Here is a 16,337-nt window from a genome sequence, read left to right as displayed (position 1 = left end):
ACCAGCCTACCGGCGGGGGCAGGTTCCGCCTCGATAGAGTGGGCGGATGAAGACCCTCATGGATGTTGTCACCTTGAAGGACCGGCTGGACGCCGCCGGCACGGCCGGCACGCGCACGGTGCTGCTCGATGTGCGGTGGGCGCTCGGGGACCCGCACGGCCGGGAACACTACCTGGCGGAGCACCTCCCCGGCGCCGTCTTCGTGGACCTCGCCACGGAACTGGCCGGCCCGGCGGACCCCCGCCGTGGCCGCCACCCGCTTCCCACCCTGGAACAGTTTCAGGCGTCCGCGCGCGCCTGGGGCATCCGCGGCGGGGACGTTGTGGTGGCCTATGACGACAGCGGCAACCTGGCTGCCGCGAGGCTCTGGTGGATGCTCCGGAATGCGGGGATCGCCGAGGTCTACCTGCTCGACGGCGGCCTGGCCGCCTGGCGTGATGCGGGCCTCGACGTCGAAAGCGGCGAACGGCAGGCGGAACCTGGGGACATCGTGCTGACGGCAGGCACCGTGGCAGGCGGCGCCTTGACGGGGGGCGCCCCTACGGGAGGCGCCATGCCGGTGATCGACGCCGGGCAGGCTGCCTCGTGGGGCCGGCATGGGCTGTTGCTGGACGCGCGGGCGGGGGAGCGGTACCGCGGCGAGTTCGAACCTGTGGACCCGCGGGCGGGCCATATCCCGGGGGCCATGAGCGCCCCGACGACGGCGAACGTTGGTGCGGACGGCAGGTTCCTCTCCCCGGAGGCGCTGCGCCAACGCTTCACAAGTCTCGGAGTGCGCGCCGATGTGCCCACCGCTGTCTACTGCGGATCCGGCGTCACGGCGGCCCACGAAATTGCGGCCCTGGAAATCGCCGGATTCCCGGCCGCTCTCTACCCCGGGTCGTTCTCCGAATGGTCCAATAACGACTCGAACGAAGTCGTTACCGGGGCTGCGCCGTATCCGGACGAGGCCGCGACTGATCCGGATGGCGCAGGCGCCGCCATTGGCCCGGACGGTGCCACAGCCACTGGACCGGACAGGGCAGCCGCACAGTAGAGGTGCCGCTCGCTCTCCGGAAATTCCTGTCAACCGCCCGCCATGTTCGACGGGCCCCTTCGGGATCAGGAACTCTCGGGCGCAGCATCCGGCCGGACAACCCGCTCACGCGGCCGGAACCTCTGCCAGTCGGGCGCGTTTGAGGATTTTGGCGCGGTGTCGGAGTTTGCGGCGGTGGTGGTTGGTGGCGGTGGCCGGTCCGGCAATTCCCAGCGGTGGCGGCCCGGTCAGTTGGGTGCCGGGCAGTGGGGGTGCGGTGGAGTGGTAGCTGTGGCCGGTGGGGGTTTGGACTTCGATGGTGTGTCTGGGGCCTGGCCGGGGCCGGACACTCCAGCCGGTGGTTTCTTTGGTGTGGTTGCAGGCTTCGCAGAGTCCGGCGCCGTTGGCCTGGGTGGTGGGTCCGCCGCGGTGCCAGGGGATGATGTGGTCGAAGTGGCGGATCGGGGCGTCGCAGTATGGGGTGCGGCAGGTGTCGTCGCGGGCCTGGATGAGGCGGCGCAGTCCGGGCGGGAAGAGCCGGGCGCGGGAGTCCATTGCGGTGAGTTCGCCGGTGCCGGGGGCGGTGTAGAGCCGGCGGAGCCAGACATCCAGAGCGTGCCTCGTGGCAGTGCCGCTGTCCGGGCCCCCGTTGTCGGCGTCCGCCGGGTTCCCGGCTCCTGTGCCGGGCCCCTTCCCAGGGCCGGAGCCTGCGAGCAGGTCGCGGGCCGAGGTGGCGGGGACGATGCCGTGGCCGGGGAGCCGGGCGGGTTCGCTGTCGCCTTGGAGGAGGGTGCGGTCGGTCATGACGAGCTGGATTTCAATGCCGGTGATCCCGCCGGTGGTGCCGGTGATGCGTTCGACCAGGGCGTCGGCTTTGAGCTGCCCGCGGGTTCGGGGGTCTCCGGCGGCGCGGGCGGTGTCGGCGTGCCGGGTGAGGGCGGCGTGCACGGCGACGCCGGCGGAGACGGGGAGCAGGGCGGTGACGTAGCACATGGTGTCCGGGGCCGGGCGGAGGGTCACGGTCCGTTCGGCCGCGGCGTGGGCGGCGCGCTGGGTGACGGTGCGGGGGTCCCGCCGGTACGCGGCGGCCCTGGCGGCGGCAATGATTTGCCGGTCCCCGGCGCCGTCGAACGTCCCGGTGTCCGCGGCGAGTTCCTCGTCCACGGCGGCCCGGTCGGCTGCGGACAGGGTGGCGGTTTCGCGCGCGAGAAGGGTCGCGCGCCATTCGTTGAGCTGCCCGGCTTCCAGCGCAGCCAGGGTGTGGGGCATTTCGGTGACCAGGGCTTTCGCGAGGCCCAGGAGCCGGCCGCCCTTGGCCGGGGATTCGCGCCGGGCCAGGGCGATCTGCGCGCCGACCCCGGACCCGAGTTGGTCCGCGGGCATTCCGGCGTCTGCCTGTTCACGGCGCTGGACCAGATCAAAGGCGACGGACAGCCGTGCCTGCCGGGCCGACAGGGCAGACTTCTCGTCTTCCAAGTCCCGGATTTCAGCAATCAATTGCGCACCGTTCAGCTCAGCCACGTCGCCGCTCAGCGCCAGGTTGGCATCTTCCCTTTCCTGCCGTTTCCCGCGATTAGAGGCGTAGCCGCACCCCACTGCCGGCTCACCTGTGCCGGCTTGCTGAATTGCGCGGGCTTGCGGCACTGCGCCAGCCGGATGAAGTGTTCCAGCCGGTTGAAATGCGTCGGGCCCCTGCTTGCCGTCCATGATCAAACTCTACTTTTGGGCTCTGACATTTAAGGCTCTGACATTAAAGGCTCCGACAGGTATCGCCCGGCAAGGGCTTTGGGCCGGATGGTTGGTAGGCCCCCGCCCGCGGTCAAGGATCTGCGCCGGGATTGCCCTTGCAGGGGTTTGCGGGCCGCCTCTACAAGTGCCCCGCAGGCCTGTCCGCTTGCTCGGGCGGCCACACCACTTCGAAGCGTTCAAAGACGATCTCGTCGTCCTCTGACCATTCACGCCCGGCGGCGGCGGCGACCCGCGTCCAATACCGGCGGTGTTCACGCTGCCAACTTTCCAGGGTCAAGTCGTCTTCGCCCTCATCACGAGCGAAGGCGCTGTCAGCGCTCGTGAAGGGGCCGAGGCGGAGTTCTGTGCTGCGGATGATGATGCGGGGCACTCCATCACCGTCGCAGGCAATCCAATGGGATCCGATGCGGGGCACCTGGTCACCGCGGGCGATGAAGTCCGCGACGAGTTCCGCCGTTGCGCGTTTCCTTCCGCTGAGAACCAGGCCGAGGAGTTCGTTGGCGAGCCGCTTCGAATCACCAAAGTGCTCCACGGTGTATTCGGGTGACGCGGCAACAGCTTCGGGGCGCGCGGCGGCGTAAGCGTCCCACATTCGGTCAGCTGCCTGGACATCTGCGGGGGTGACTGGTTGAGACTGCACGTCACTATCGTCGCAGGCACGGAACGAAAGCCACCATTCTGATTGGCCAACTCCCGCTGCCCGGGTTAGCGTCAAGTCATGACTCCTGGACGCCCCGTACCGCCGCCCCTCGCCAAGCCGCTACCCGATCTGTCCGCGGACCCAGCGGACGCCGCGGGCACCACAGTCACCGCGGAAGCCACGGGCACGCCGGGCCCCCGCCTTGCCGCCGCCTATGGCGCCACGGCCAGCGACAGCGGCCTGGTTCCGCTGACGGTGGCCCGCCGCGCGCCGAAGGAGGACGACGTCGAGATCGCCATCGAGTTCTGCGGGCTCTGCCACTCGGACGTCCACGCCACCCGCGGTGAGTGGGGAAATCAGAACTACCCGCTGGTCCCGGGCCACGAAATCGTCGGCCGGGTCAGCCGGGTGGGCTCCGCCGTCGACGACTTCACCCTCGGTGAGCTGGTCGGCGTCGGCTGCCTGGTCGATTCCTGCCGCGAATGCGACAGCTGCCTCGACGGCTTGGAGCAGTACTGCGAAAACGGCATGACCGGGACCTACGGCGCGAAGGACCGCCGGAACGGCGACGCCATCACGCAGGGCGGCTACGCCACCTCGGTCGTCGTCGACCGCCGCTACGTGCTGCACGTCCCGGAAAGCCTTGATCCCGCCGCGGCCGCGCCGCTGCTGTGCGCCGGCGTCACCACATACTCCCCGCTGCGCCACTTCGACGTCGAGGAGGGCGACGTCGTCGGCGTCGTTGGCCTGGGCGGTCTGGGACACATGGCCGTGAAGCTGGCCAAGGCCATGGGCGCCGAGGTGAAGGTCTTCACCACGTCGGAGTCCAAATTCGCCGCCGCCCGCGAACTGGGCGCGGACGAGGTCATCCTGTCCCGGGACGAGGCCGCGATGGACGCCGCGAACCGAAGCATCGACGTCATCATTGACACCGTCGCCGCGCCGCACGACCTCAACCCGTACTTCCGCACCCTGCGCGTGGACGGGGCCCTCTTCCAGCTCGGCCTCCCCTCGGAGGACATGCCCCCGGTGAACCCCGGCGCGCTGATCCGGCGCCGCATCGCGTACGCAGGGTCGCTGATCGGCGGCATTGCCGAGACTCAGGAAATGCTGGACTTCTGCGCCGAACACGGCGTCACCGCGGACGTCGAGGTGGTCCCGGCGGACCAGCTCAACGACGCTTACGACCGCATGGTGGCCGGGGACGTGAAGTACCGTTTTGTCCTGGACACCAGTACCCTCGGAACACCCTCGGAAAGGGCAGACGCATGAGCACTCTCTTCACCCGGATCATCAACGGCGAGATCCCCGGCCGCTTCGTCTGGCGGGAGGACGACGTCGTGGCGTTCCTGACGGTGGGTCCGCTCGCCGACGGCCATACCCTCGTGGTTCCCACCGAGGAAGTGGACCGGTGGACGGACGCGTCGCCCGAGCTGCTGGCCCGCGTGATGCAGGTGGCGCAGAAGATCGGTGCCGTGCAGGTCGACGTGTTCGGCGCGGCCCGCGCCGGCCTCATCGTGGCCGGCTACGAGATCAACCACCTGCACGTGCACGTGTGGCCGTCCAACACGATGGCGGACTTCGACTTCGGCTCGGCGGACCAGCACCCGGATCCGGCGCGGCTGGACGCCAACGCGGAGAAGCTCCGTGACGGACTCCGGAAGGCCGGGCACGCGGCGCACGTTCCGGAGGCCTGAGACCGCTACGCCGGCGCCAGCGCCTTGTTCAGCACCGCGCGGATCCGCTTCTCGGAGACCGAATAGGCTGTTCCGAGTTCGACGGCGAAGAGGCTCACCCGGAGCTCCTCGATCATCCAGCGGACCTGGGTTAATTCGGCGCCGGCCCGCCGGCCCGGGAGCAACGCAGACACGGCATCGTCGTAGTCATCCTCCAGTGCCTGCACCGCGGCCATGTGCTGCGCATCGCGCTGGACGTTGGTGGGGAGCTTCTCCAGGCGCTTCTCGATCGCGGCGAGGTAGCGCGGGAGCTGGCTGAGCTGGCTGTAGCCCGTGCGTGCCACAAAACCGGGGAACACGAGCTGCTCCAGCTGGCTCTTGATGTCGTTGAGGGCACTGATCAGGGCCAGGCTGGTGGTTCCCTTGAGCGCCTTCTCGATCCGGCGGGTGCTGGCCAGGATGCGCTCCACGACGGCGGTGACGGTGAAGACCGTGTCGATCAGGTCCGCGCGGACCTTCTCGTACAGTGCAGCGAAGGACGCCTGGTCCCATGGCAGTTCGGCAGGGGTGAGCTTGTCGATGGCGGCGAGGGCGCAGTCCGCAATCAGGGCCGTGACCGAGCCGTGCGGGTTCTGGCTGAACGTCAGCTTCTCGGTGTTGTTCAGGTGCTCCAGGACGTAGCGGTCAGGTGGCGGAACCTTCAGGGCGAGCAGGCGGATGACGCCGCCGCGCATGGCCTGTTCCTGTTCGGAGCTGGTCTGGAAGAGCCGCAGGGCCACGGAGGTTCCTTCGTCCACGAGCGCGGGATAGCCGGTGACGGTGTGCCCCTTCACCGTGCCCTGGACCTGGCGCGGCAGGGTTCCGAAGGACCAGGAGGTCAGCCCCGCCTTTTCGGCGAATCCGGTGGAGGCCGCCGCCGCGGAACCTGGTGAGGTTGGTTCCGCGCCGGCACCAGCGCCCGTGGTCCGGCCTGCGGACTTGCCGTTGGACGTCCCGGCCGCTTTCCCTCCGGACCTGCCGTTCGATGCGGGTGCCGTCGTCGCGGGTGTGGCGCCCAGCGACTCGGCGATCGCCCGGCGCGTGGCCGGCGCCAGGCGTTCCTGCAATGCTGTGAGGTCCTTGCCCTCGTCCAGCACCTTGCCCCGGGAGTCCACGACGCGGAAGCTGACCCGCAGGTGCGGCGGAACGGCGTCCCAGTTCCAGGAATTCGGCGGGATGACCTGGCCGCGGAGCCGGCGCAGCACGAGCTCGAGGGAGGCCTCCAGCTCGTCGGTGGCCGGATCGAAGTCGGCCTCGAGGGCCGCGACGGCCTGCCGGGCGACGTCCGGGGCCGGCACGAAGTTCTTGCGCACCTGCTTGGGCAGCGACTTGATCAGGGCGGTGACCAGCTCCACCCGCTGGCCGGGGATCAGCCAGCGGAAGGCGGCGTCGTCGAGCTGGTTCAGGAACAGCACCGGCACCTCGGCGGTGACGCCGTCGGACGGGTTGGGCGGCGATCCGGGGGCCACGGGGTGGAACTCGTAGCTCAGCGGCAGCTCAAAGCCCTTGTGCAGCAGGGTTTGCGGGTAGGCCGAGTCGTCCAGGGCGTCGGCGTCTTCGCTGATCAGCAGCGCCTGGTCGAAATCGAGCAGTGCGGGATCCTGCTGCCGTGCTTCCTTCCACCACTTGTCGAAGTGCCGCTCGGACACAACGTTCTTGCCGATCCGGGCGTCATAGAACTCGAAGAGTGTCTCGTCGTCCACCAGGATGTCCCGGCGCCGCATGCGTGCCTCGAGCTCCTCGACCTCGTGGAGCAGCGCCCGGTTGCGGTGGAAGAACTTGTGGTGGGTCTGCCAGTCGCCCTCCACCAGGGCATGCCGGATGAACAACTCCCGGCAGAGTTCGGGGTCCACCCTGCCGTAGTTGATCCGGCGGCTCGGGATGATGGGAACGCCGTACAGCGTGACCTTCTCATGGGCCATCACCGAGCCCATCTTCTTGGACCAGTGCGGTTCGCTGTAGCTGCGCTTGACCAGGTCCGGCGCCACCTGCTCCACCCAGAGCGGATCGAACTTCGCCGCCACACGGGCCCACAGCCGGCTCGTCTCCACCAGTTCGGCGGCCATCACGAAGGTGGGGGACTTCTTGAACAGGGCCGAACCAGGGAAAATCGCGAAGCGGCTGCCGCGGGCGCCGGCGTATTCACGCTTGCGCTCATCGAGGATGCCTACGTGGCTCAGCAGGCCGGAGAGCAGGCTGATGTGGATACCCTCATGGTTGCCCACGGGATCGGCCAGGCGCTTGTTGTCCAGGCTGATGCCCAGCGGCCGGGCCAGCTGGCGCAGCTGGGCGAAGAGATCCTGCCACTCGCGGACGCGCAGGTAGTTGATGAACTCGGCGCGGCAGAGCCGGCGGAACGCCGTGGAGGACAGTTCCTGCTGCTTCTCCTGGAGGTAGTTCCAGAGGTTCAGGAAGCCGGTGAAGTCAGAATTCTCGTCCCGGAAACGCGCGTGCTTCTCCGCGGCGAGCTGCTGCTTGTCGGTCGGACGCTCGCGCGGGTCCTGGATAGTCAGTGCCGCGGCCAGGATCATGACCTCGCGGACGCATCCGCGCTTGCCGGACTCGACGATCATCCGGCCGAGCCTCGGGTCCACGGGCAGCTGGGCGAGCTGCTGCCCGACGGCGGTCAGCCCGCCGCCGTTTCTTCCCGCAGCGCCCGCCGGACGGCGGCCGGTGCGTTCGCCGCCGTCGCCCGTTTCTTCCTGCGGGCGCGCGGCGCTCAGGGCGCCCAGCTCGCGCAGGAGGGTGACGCCGTCGTTGATGGCGCGGGAGTCCGGGGGCTCCACGAACGGGAAGTTCTCCACGTCCTTCGGCCCGCGGGCCACGCCCATGGCGGTCATCTGGAGGATGACGGCGGCGAGGTTGGTGCGCAGGATTTCCGGATCGGTGAACAGCGGCCGGGACTCGAAATCCTCTTCCGAATACAGCCGGATCGCGATGCCGTCGGAGACGCGGCCGCAGCGGCCGGAGCGCTGGTTGGCCGAGGCCTGCGAGACGCGCTCGATCGGCAGGCGCTGGACCTTGGTGCGGTGTGAGTAGCGGGAGATGCGCGCTGTGCCGGTGTCAATGACGTACTTGATGCCGGGGACCGTCAGCGAGGTCTCGGCGACGTTGGTGGCGAGGACGATCCGGCGCTTGCTGCCGGGGTGGAAGACCTTGTGCTGTTCCTGCAGGCTGAGCCGGGCAAAGAGGGGGAGTACCTCGGTGCCGGCCAGCCTCCGGTTGGACTGGATCCTGCCGTTGAGGGCCTCGGCGGCGTCACGGATTTCGCGTTCGCCGGAGAAGAAGATGAGGATGTCGCCGGGCGCTTCCTGCGCGAGTTCGTCGACGGCGTCGCACACGGCGTCCAGCGGATCGCGGTCCTCCTCCAGTTCGTCCTCGGAGGCCGCCACGTCGTCGTCACCGGCGGCCCCGCCGGCTGGCTGGGACAGCGGGCGGTAGCGGATTTCGACGGGGTAGGTGCGGCCGGAAACCTCGATGATCGGCGAGGGTTCCTCTTCGCTGCCGAAGTGCCTGGCGAAACGCTGCGGGTCGATGGTGGCGGAGGTGATGATGATTTTCAGGTCCGGCCGCTGCGGCAGGATCCGCTTGAGGTATCCCAGGATGAAGTCAATGTTGAGGCTGCGCTCATGCGCCTCGTCGATGATGATGGCGTTGTATTTGCGCAGCAGTTTGTCGCGCTGGATCTCGGCCAGCAGGATGCCGTCGGTCATGAGCTTGACCTTGGTGTTGCGGCTGACCTCCCCGGTGAAGCGGACCTGGAAGCCGACTTCCTGGCCGATGTCGACGCCGAGTTCCTCCGCGATGCGCTCGGCAACCGTGCGGGCGGCCAGCCGGCGCGGCTGCGTGTGGCCGATAAGGCCGTTCTCGCCGAGGCCAAGCTCCAGGCACATCTTGGGAATCTGGGTCGTCTTACCGGAACCGGTCTCGCCGGCGATGATGGTCACCTGGTTGGCCGCGATGGCGGCCATCAGGTCCTCGCGGCGCTCGGAGACCGGCAGCTCGGCGGGGTAGGAGATATGCAGTGTCATGGCTGCACACAGTCTACTGGGAACTGTCCGCGGCGGCGGTCCGGGCAAAGATGTGCCCGGTCCCTGGCGGGGCCGGGCGGCGGGCGGCGGGTTTGTATTTTCGGTGGCGTTTCTTGGGATGCAGCGCGATCCGGCTGCAGGGCCGGCTCAGAAGATCCGGAAGGTGTAGTTGCTGCTGGGCAGGTCGAGGGCGGACCAGTAGTCCTCCGAGCGGACCGGGGGATTGTGGCCCAGCCCGTCCTTACGGAGGGCTGCGACGGTGGCGGCGACGCCGACGACGATCAGGACGATGAATGCGATTCCGATGAGTTCCATACCTCCATGGTTCTCCGGTGGCGCAGGCAAAAGAAGTGGCAGAAATGCCCAAAAAGCTATAATTTCTGCCACTGTTCTGCCAGAATGAGATCATGATCAAGTCAGTGGCAATGATCGTGGTCCCCAACTTCTCGGTCTTCGAGTTCGCGACCGCTTTCGAAGTGTTCGGCATCGACCGCTCGGCGCGCGGTAACGGCGTCCCCGCGTTTGATTTCCGGGTCTGCACACCGGTGCCGGGCGACGTCCCGATGAAGTCAGGGCTGTCTATGCACGTGAGCCTGGGGTTGGATGCCGCAGCAGACGCGGACCTGGTGATCATGACCCCCTTCGGCCGTGACGAGGACGTTCCGGAGTCCGTCCTGGACGCCCTGCGGAACGCCCACGCCCGAGGGGCCTGGGTCATGTCCATCTGCTCCGGGGCGTTTGCGCTGGCCCGGGCCGGCCTGCTGGACGGCCGCCGCTGCACCACGCACTGGCACTACTCCCAGGAGCTCGCCAGCCGGTATCCCGCTGTGATGGTGGACGAGAACGTCCTGTATGTCGAGGACAGCAGGATCATCACGAGCGCCGGCACGGCCGCCGGCATCGATGCCTGCCTGCATCTGGTCCGGGTGGAATTCGGCGCGACCGTTGCGGCTGGCATTGCCCGCGACATGGTGGTTCCGCCGCACCGCGACGGCGGCCAGGCCCAATTCATCGACCGGCCGATCCCGCAGTGCGGCTCCGAGCCCATGGAGGAATTGCTGCAGTGGATGGTGCGGCATCTGGGGGAGGACCACTCGGTCAACGAACTCGCCGCGCGCGTCCACATGTCGCCGCGGACCTTTGCCCGGCGCTTCCGTTCCGAAACGGGAGCGACCCCCGCCGCTTGGCTTAACTCACAGCGCGTGCTGCGGGCCCAGGAGCTGCTCGAGACCACGGACCTCAATATCGACGAAATCGCGCGCGAATCCGGCTTCGGCCATTCCGTGCTGCTGCGGCACCACTTCGCCAAGGTGCTGGACACGAGCCCGCAGTCCTACCGCCGCACCTTCCGCGGGCACCTTGCCGCCGCAGTCTAGGGGAGGTGCGGCTCCGGCTCCGCCGCCGCCTTGGCCGTCTCGACAAGATCCCGCCACGGTCCGGTGACGGCCTGCTCGGGCAGTGTTGCCCGGTGCTGGCCGGCCCGGATGCTGTACAGGAACCGGTCCGGCTGCCCCGTGGAGGCGCCCCGGCCTGCCCGTGGGACAGCGTCCCACGGGCAGGCCTCGATCAGCGGCTGCCAGAGGTCCGTGTCCTCCGGTGGCGTGGGCTGCACGGTCCACGTCCGTTTCATGCCGGCAATGCCGCCGCTGCGCTGGACGGTGATCTTCATGGGACTGTGATCTTCATGGCACAGTGATTTTCATCGGACTCTGATCTTCATTGGGTGTTCAAGATGGTGATTTTCATGGGACGGTGGACTTCACGGGACTCGGGTGGTCATGAGTTGGGCTTTCGCCGGGCTCCGGGGAGCTTTACCTTCACAGTTTCCCACGCGGAGCGTACGGCGTCATGCTCTTTGGAATCCGCTCCGAAGAGCTCCTTGGCGGACGCGGCGGTGGCCTTGGCGAACGCGCCGAACGTGGCGGTAGGGGACAGGGTGCCTCCCGTCAGGGTCTGATACCAGATCCGTCCCGGTGCGTCCCACGCATTGCCGCCGAGGGTCGTGGCAACCAGGTAGAACGCACGGTTGGGGATCCCGGAATTGATGTGCACCCCGCCGTTGTCGGCGCTCGTGTGGACGTAGCCGTCCATGGAGTCCGGCTGCGGGTCCTTGCCCAGCACGTCGTCGTCGTAGGCCGTTCCGGGGGCCTTCAGGGAACGCAAAGCGGTTCCTTGGACCTGGTCCGTGAACAGGCCTTCGCCGATCAGCCACCCGGCCGCGGCCGCCGGCTGCTGCTGGACAAACTGCTCAACGAGCGCCCCGAAGACATCGGACATCGATTCGTTCAGCGCGCCTGCCTGGTTGCGGTAGACCAGCCCGGCCGAGTACTGGGTGACGCCATGGGCGAGTTCGTGGCCGATCACGCTCAGTGACTTCGTGAACCGCTGGAACACCTGGCCGTCGCCGTCGCCGAAGACCATCTGCCGGCCGTCCCAGAACGCGTTGTCGTACAGGCGGCCGTAGTGCACCGTGGCCTCAAGGTGGAGGCCGTTGCCGTCGATCGAGTTCCGGTCGAAGGCTTCGGCGTAGAGACGGTGGGTGTGCCCCAGCCCGTCATAGGCCTCATCGGCGGCCGGGTCACCGGTGGGTGGTTCCCCTTCTTTGCGGACCGCGCTGCCGGGAAGCTGCTCGACGAACTTGGCGTCGTAGACCGTCCGTTCCGGCGGGGCGGGCCGGGGTTCCCGCAGCCCCGGATGGCTGCCGGGCCCGGGCACGGCGCGGGACGCCTGGAAGCTTGGGACGTGGTGCAGGGCTTCCTTCGCTGCGCGGGCGGCGTCGGAGAGCTCCGGTTCGCGGTGGGCCGCCAGACGGCGGAGCATGTACGGCGGAATGATGGAACAGTGCATGGTGAGACCCCTTTGTGCTTCGGCGGGATCCCGACGTGGTGCGGCGGCCGGCACCCAGTCCAACCGCCCGGCTGCCGGAATCCCGCTGCCGATGCAGACAGCCTACGAGCGGGCGCCGACAATTGGCAGGGTACCGCCCCTGCTTCTTCGGTCCGGTGAGCTGCGTCTTGCACGCGACCTGCATACTTCCTGTACGCCGGCTCCGGCCCGGACGTAAAATCACCCATGGAAAAATTACGGTATTCGGTGACGATCAACGCCCCCGTGCAGGTCGTGTGGACCACCATGCTGAACGATGCCACGTACCGGGAGTGGACCAGCGTGTTCAACAGTGAGTCCTCCTATGAGGGGGACTGGAACCAGGGCAGCGAAATCCGTTTCCTCGGGCCCGACGGCGACGGTTCCGTGGCGGGGATGATCGCCACGGTCGAGGAAAACAGGCCAAACGAACTGATCTCCCTGCGCTATGTGGGGCAAGTCGTCAACGGCGAGGATGACACCACCAGCGAAGAGGCGAAGGCTTTTATGGGCGCCCAGGAAAAGTACGCCTTCAGCGAGTCCGCGGGGGCAACCACCGTGGACGTGGAGCTGGACAGCGAAGATGAGTTCGTTGCCATGTTCGACGACGCCTGGCCGCTGGCCCTGAAGAAGCTCAAGGAAATCGTCGAAGCCAGGACCTGACACCGCAGCAACAAGCCGACGCCGCGTCAGGCCGGGTCAGGCGGCCCGGCGGTCGAAGGCGTCCTGCCACTCGGCATGCTCAAGGTCGGAGTCCAGCCGACGGCTGGCAGTCCACCTGGGCAGGTAGTCCGGCGTGGGCCTGACCTCTGGTCGGGTCTGGACGGGTTTGCGGTTCACCTCGGGCCGGGTCTGGGCGGGTCTGCGTCTGACCTCCGGCCGGATAGGGACGGGTTTGCGAGAGCGGACTGGCTTCGGCTTCGCCCCCGCAGCGAACGCGATCCACCACCTGATGCAGGTAACAAGTACCCAAAGGATGAGCCCGGCCAGGATGACTTGCCAGAGGGCGACCACTACCCCCAGGGCGAGCAGCACGACGATCCACATGGGGACACCATGGCATAGGCGGCACGCCCGGAAACAGGGTCTTTTTCCCTTATTTTTGGGCAAGGAAAAACCCCGCCGTCTCACTGAAACGGCGGGGTTTTGTGTGTGCCCTCGATTGGAATCGAACCAACGACCTTCTGCTCCGGAGGCAGACGCTCTATCCCCTGAGCTACGAGGGCAGTCAGGGTTCCTGCCGTTACCGGCGGGACGTCCTAGAGCTTAGCAGGAAGGTGGGCTCCAAGGGAAAATCGACACACTCAGACGCTCAGTACCCGGAAAAGGAGTCCACATGGATCCGGCGTGCCCCGGCCCGGCGGGCGGCGGCCCGGAGCGATCGGACGCTCGCGGGCGAGCCGGAGACGTACACTTCACGGCCGGCGATGTCGGGGACCAGCTCCTTCAGCGCCGCGCCGTCGATCCGGACCGCGCCGGCGTCCTGCATAAACGCCGGCGGCGACGAGCCGTCGGAAAGCCTGGCGATGGTCCGTACCCCGGCGCGTTCCAGTTCCTCGGCGTAGGCGAGTTCGCCGGCGTTGCGGGCGAGGTACAGCAGGACCACATCCCGGTCCCCGGCGGAACCGCCGGCCAGCTGCGCCAGGTAGGGCGTTATGCCGATGCCCGCCGCGATGAGCAGCACCGGCGCTTCGGGATTCCGTGGCAGGACGAAGTCCCCGCCCACGGTGGTGGCCGTCAGCTCGTCGCCGGCCTCCAGATCAAGGAGGGCGCGCTTCGCCGTGGACAGCGGACTGGCCGTTCCCACACCGATCGTGAGCTCGGCCGAGCCCGGGGGACTGGTCAGGCTGAATACCCGCCGGCGGCCTTTGTGGTCCGCCTTCCCGTGCGGCAGGTTCAGCTCGATGTACTGCCCCGGGGTGAAGCGCAGCGGACGCCCGGGTTGGAAGCTGAACTCCGTCGTCGTCGGGGTCAACGGCCGGGAGCCGCGGAAGCGGAGCAGGACGCGGCCGCGCTGCCCGGCGATGAAGGCGAGCGCGTTCCCCACCAGCAGCGCGAGCTCCGGGGAGTTGGCCACGAATCCCAGGTTGTAGGGGATGGCGAACAGCAGGCCGACGACGGCGGCCAGCGCCAGCTGCTGCCAGCGGCGCGGCGGCAGGGTGAGCGGCTCCGTCAACATAAAGCCGACGAAAAACAGCACCGGGCGCTGCGCGATGGTCTGCCACAGCGCTTCGCCAAGGGTCATGCCGGCGCGCAGCAGTTCCGCGGCCACGATGGAGACCGCCACGAGCGTGAACACTGCCCCCATCAGCAGCTTCCGGACCCGGTACAGGACCAGCAGGGCACCGGGCAGCACCAGCCAGAGCATCGCGGGGGTGGCCGCCCACCAGGTGGCAATATTGAGTCCCGTCAGCCCGGTGATGAAGGCACCGGCCGCCGCGGGATTGAAAACGTGGCGGCCACGCCAGGCCAGTGCGTACTTGGAGACCGACGCGAGCACGCAGGCCAGGGCAACCCCGGCGAGGTCCAGGTACTGCAGCCCTGCCGAGAACTGCGTCGGCCAGAAGAGGAAATAGAGCAGCAGCCCGGTGATGAGCGACGATTCAGAGTGCGGGCGCACATGGAAGAGCACCGCAATGGCGCGGTTGGACGCGTACGTCAGGCCGAGGCAGAGCGCCAGGTGGGCGATCATCTCCGGGAGCCCGAACGTCAGCCACCCGAGCAGGTTGAGGAGCAGGCTGTAGCCTGCGAGCACGGCCAGGACCCAGAGGACCAGCCGGTACATCGTGAACCGGCCCAGCGCCGTGTCCAGCCGTGAAGTTATGGGAGTGGACAGTGTGGCGGTCATGAGAACAGCACCCCTTCAAAATCGGCCGAATACTCCGCGTGGCCGTCCGAGTAGACGGTGAGCCACGAACAGTCGAACTCCTGCTGCAACGCGAACCCGTCGACGAAGAACAGGGCGGTGGCCAGCGCGTCGGCCGTCATGGCGCTCGCCGCCATGGCCCAGCTCGCGACGACGGTGCGTACCGGCGCGCCGGTGGTGCCGTCCAGCACGTGGTGCAGTCCGTCGCCCCAAGCCCGCCGGTTGGCGGCGGAAGCACAGAGGGCGCCGGTCCCGAGGCTGACGATTCCAATCGCCCGGGCCGGATCGTAGGGATGCTCGAGGCCCACGTCCACCGGCGCGGTCCCGGCGTTGAGCAGATCACCGCTCGCATCGATGAGGTGCTCTCCGACGCCGCCCTCGCGCAGCACGGCCGACAACAGATCCGCCAGTTGTCCCTTTCCGGCAGCCCCGACGTCGATCACCACCGGGGCCCGGGTGGTCAGCACCGTTCCCCGCCAGTCCAGCACCTCGTCCCAGGGCGGGGCGGCCAGCGGCGGCCCGCCGGGGCGCAGGGAGTAGCCGGCGTCGTAGCCGAGGTGTTCCAGGCTGCCGCCGATCAGCGGGGTCATGGCCCCGCCGGTGAGCCGGTAGAGGGTTTCGTAGAGCGGCCCCAGGGCCGCAGCCCCGGCGGGCAGCTCGTAGCGTCCCGGCTGCCGCGCGGCGCCGGCGATCAGCGAGTCCGGCCGGAAACGGGACCAGGCGGCGTCGTAGTCCGCCACGGTGTCCAGCAGCCGGCGGCGGTGCGCGCCGGAGAGCGGGGACGGCGTCGAGATCTCCCAGCGGGTACCGATCCCGTCGAAGCTGAAGCCCGCCCAGCCCGGATGCGGCACGTTTCCTCCTCCTGCTCCTCCTCCTGCTACTGGCAGGCTGTGACTTGCTGTTACGCCTGGGCCTCGGACTTGATCTTTTCCACGGCCTGGTTGAAGCCGCCGCTGGTCAGCGACGAACCGGCCACCTTTGAGACCTTGATCTCGTCGAGTTGCTTGCCGACGATCTGGGACTGGATGCCGCCCGCGAACTCGCCCTGGAATTTCCGGGTGTTGGGGTTGGACGGATGCTCGGTGATCTTGACGCCGGTCACGGCGCCGCCGGCCAGCGTGAGTTCTACGCCCACCGTCTCGTTGCCGTTCGGTGAGACGTAGTTTCCGTCGGCGCTGTAGGTGCCGTCCTGGTAGCTGCCGCCGCCCGTTGCGGCTGAGGGGGCGGCGGAAGATGCGGCGCCGGTGTCCTGCGGGCCGGAGGCCTGTCCCGGCGCGCATCCGGCCGCTGAACCGGCCAGGGAAAGTCCGGCGATGCCGACGATTACGCTTTTTCGGAGAGAGGTGTTCATTGAGCGGCTCTTTTCTCTGGCGACGATCGGATGGGGAGTGACTGAACGCCGGGGGCGGCCGCTGCAGACACTCCGATGACGACGTTTAATTCAGCGTAGTGGTTC

At 68.2% G+C, this 16,337-nt stretch carries 14 protein-coding genes and 1 tRNA gene; 5 read left to right on the top strand and 10 right to left on the bottom strand.

Annotation, left to right across the window (positions count from 1 at the left end):
* The first annotated feature begins 46 nt into the window (after positions 1-46).
* Positions 47-1,036, top strand: coding sequence for a sulfurtransferase (locus FS787_RS03800; protein WP_144670965.1), 990 nt, complete (start codon positions 47-49; stop codon positions 1,034-1,036).
* Positions 1,037-1,141: 105 nt separating this feature from the next.
* Here the strand turns inward: FS787_RS03800 and FS787_RS03795 are convergent, their stop codons facing one another.
* Entirely contained in the window at positions 1,142-2,554 is a 1,413-nt protein-coding gene (locus FS787_RS03795; protein ID WP_395940324.1) for a DUF222 domain-containing protein, read from the bottom strand.
* Between the two features lie 328 nt (positions 2,555-2,882).
* A complete protein-coding gene (locus FS787_RS03790) occupies positions 2,883-3,356 on the bottom strand; it encodes an ASCH domain-containing protein (protein WP_144671921.1) in 474 nt (157 codons plus the stop codon).
* Positions 3,357-3,482: 126 nt separating this feature from the next.
* Between FS787_RS03790 and FS787_RS03785 the strand changes: the two genes are divergently transcribed.
* Together FS787_RS03785 and FS787_RS03780 are read left to right on the top strand one after the other, a co-directional pair.
* On the top strand, positions 3,483-4,676 hold the full coding sequence (locus FS787_RS03785) for an NAD(P)-dependent alcohol dehydrogenase (RefSeq protein ID WP_144670963.1): 1,194 nt from the start codon (positions 3,483-3,485) through the stop codon (positions 4,674-4,676).
* On the top strand, positions 4,673-5,101 hold the full coding sequence (locus tag FS787_RS03780; RefSeq protein WP_144670962.1) for an HIT family protein: 429 nt from the start codon (positions 4,673-4,675) through the stop codon (positions 5,099-5,101). The genes FS787_RS03785 and FS787_RS03780 overlap by 4 nt, the downstream gene beginning before the upstream one ends.
* A 5-nt stretch (positions 5,102-5,106) precedes the next feature.
* Here the strand turns inward: FS787_RS03780 and hrpA are convergent, their stop codons facing one another.
* The gene (gene hrpA / locus FS787_RS03775) at positions 5,107-9,150 is read right to left on the bottom strand and encodes an ATP-dependent RNA helicase HrpA (protein WP_144670961.1); all 4,044 of its coding nucleotides are present in this window, start codon (positions 9,148-9,150) and stop codon (positions 5,107-5,109) included.
* A gap of 147 nt (positions 9,151-9,297) precedes the next feature.
* On the bottom strand, positions 9,298-9,465 hold the full coding sequence (locus FS787_RS17955) for a hypothetical protein (protein WP_186329085.1): 168 nt from the start codon (positions 9,463-9,465) through the stop codon (positions 9,298-9,300).
* A 92-nt stretch (positions 9,466-9,557) separates the two neighbouring features.
* Between FS787_RS17955 and FS787_RS03770 the strand changes: the two genes are divergently transcribed.
* Positions 9,558-10,526 carry a GlxA family transcriptional regulator gene (locus FS787_RS03770; RefSeq protein ID WP_144670960.1) on the top strand — a complete coding sequence of 323 codons (969 nt, stop codon included), beginning with the start codon at positions 9,558-9,560 and terminating at the stop codon, positions 10,524-10,526.
* On the opposite strand, the gene FS787_RS03765 is transcribed toward FS787_RS03770, so the two are convergent.
* Together FS787_RS03765 and FS787_RS03760 are read right to left on the bottom strand one after the other, a co-directional pair.
* The gene (locus tag FS787_RS03765) at positions 10,523-10,819 is read right to left on the bottom strand and encodes a protealysin inhibitor emfourin (RefSeq protein WP_144670959.1); all 297 of its coding nucleotides are present in this window, start codon (positions 10,817-10,819) and stop codon (positions 10,523-10,525) included. The two genes, FS787_RS03770 and FS787_RS03765, sit on opposite strands and share 4 nt — an antisense overlap.
* Positions 10,820-10,926: 107 nt before the next feature.
* A complete protein-coding gene (locus FS787_RS03760; RefSeq protein ID WP_144670958.1) occupies positions 10,927-11,997 on the bottom strand; it encodes a M4 family metallopeptidase in 1,071 nt (356 codons plus the stop codon).
* 225 nt (positions 11,998-12,222) lie between these two features.
* On the opposite strand from FS787_RS03760, the gene FS787_RS03755 reads away from it, so the two are divergent.
* Complete coding sequence (locus tag FS787_RS03755) at positions 12,223-12,678, top strand: SRPBCC domain-containing protein (RefSeq protein ID WP_144670957.1); 456 nt, start codon at positions 12,223-12,225, stop codon at positions 12,676-12,678.
* A gap of 490 nt (positions 12,679-13,168) precedes the next feature.
* Here FS787_RS03755 and FS787_RS03750 read toward each other — a convergent pair.
* From FS787_RS03750 to FS787_RS03735, 4 genes are all read right to left on the bottom strand, one after another.
* A tRNA-Arg gene (locus FS787_RS03750) sits at positions 13,169-13,241 on the bottom strand.
* Between the two features lie 86 nt (positions 13,242-13,327).
* Complete coding sequence (locus FS787_RS03745) at positions 13,328-14,863, bottom strand: FAD-dependent oxidoreductase (protein ID WP_144670956.1); 1,536 nt, start codon at positions 14,861-14,863, stop codon at positions 13,328-13,330.
* Positions 14,860-15,732, bottom strand: coding sequence for an FAD:protein FMN transferase (locus tag FS787_RS03740; RefSeq protein WP_144670955.1), 873 nt, complete (start codon positions 15,730-15,732; stop codon positions 14,860-14,862). The genes FS787_RS03745 and FS787_RS03740 overlap by 4 nt, the downstream gene beginning before the upstream one ends.
* 50 nt (positions 15,733-15,782) lie before the next feature.
* Positions 15,783-16,232: an FMN-binding protein gene (locus FS787_RS03735; RefSeq protein ID WP_144670954.1), complete on the bottom strand. Its 450-nt coding sequence runs from the start codon at positions 16,230-16,232 to the stop codon at positions 15,783-15,785.
* Positions 16,233-16,337: the final 105 nt, after the last annotated feature.

The organism is Arthrobacter sp. U41 (genome assembly GCF_007679325.1).
In the GTDB taxonomy this organism is placed as follows: Bacteria; Actinomycetota; Actinomycetes; order Actinomycetales; family Micrococcaceae; genus Arthrobacter.
The sequence above is the reverse complement of the archived record's forward strand: the minus strand, read 5'-3'. Positions and strand labels throughout refer to the sequence as shown.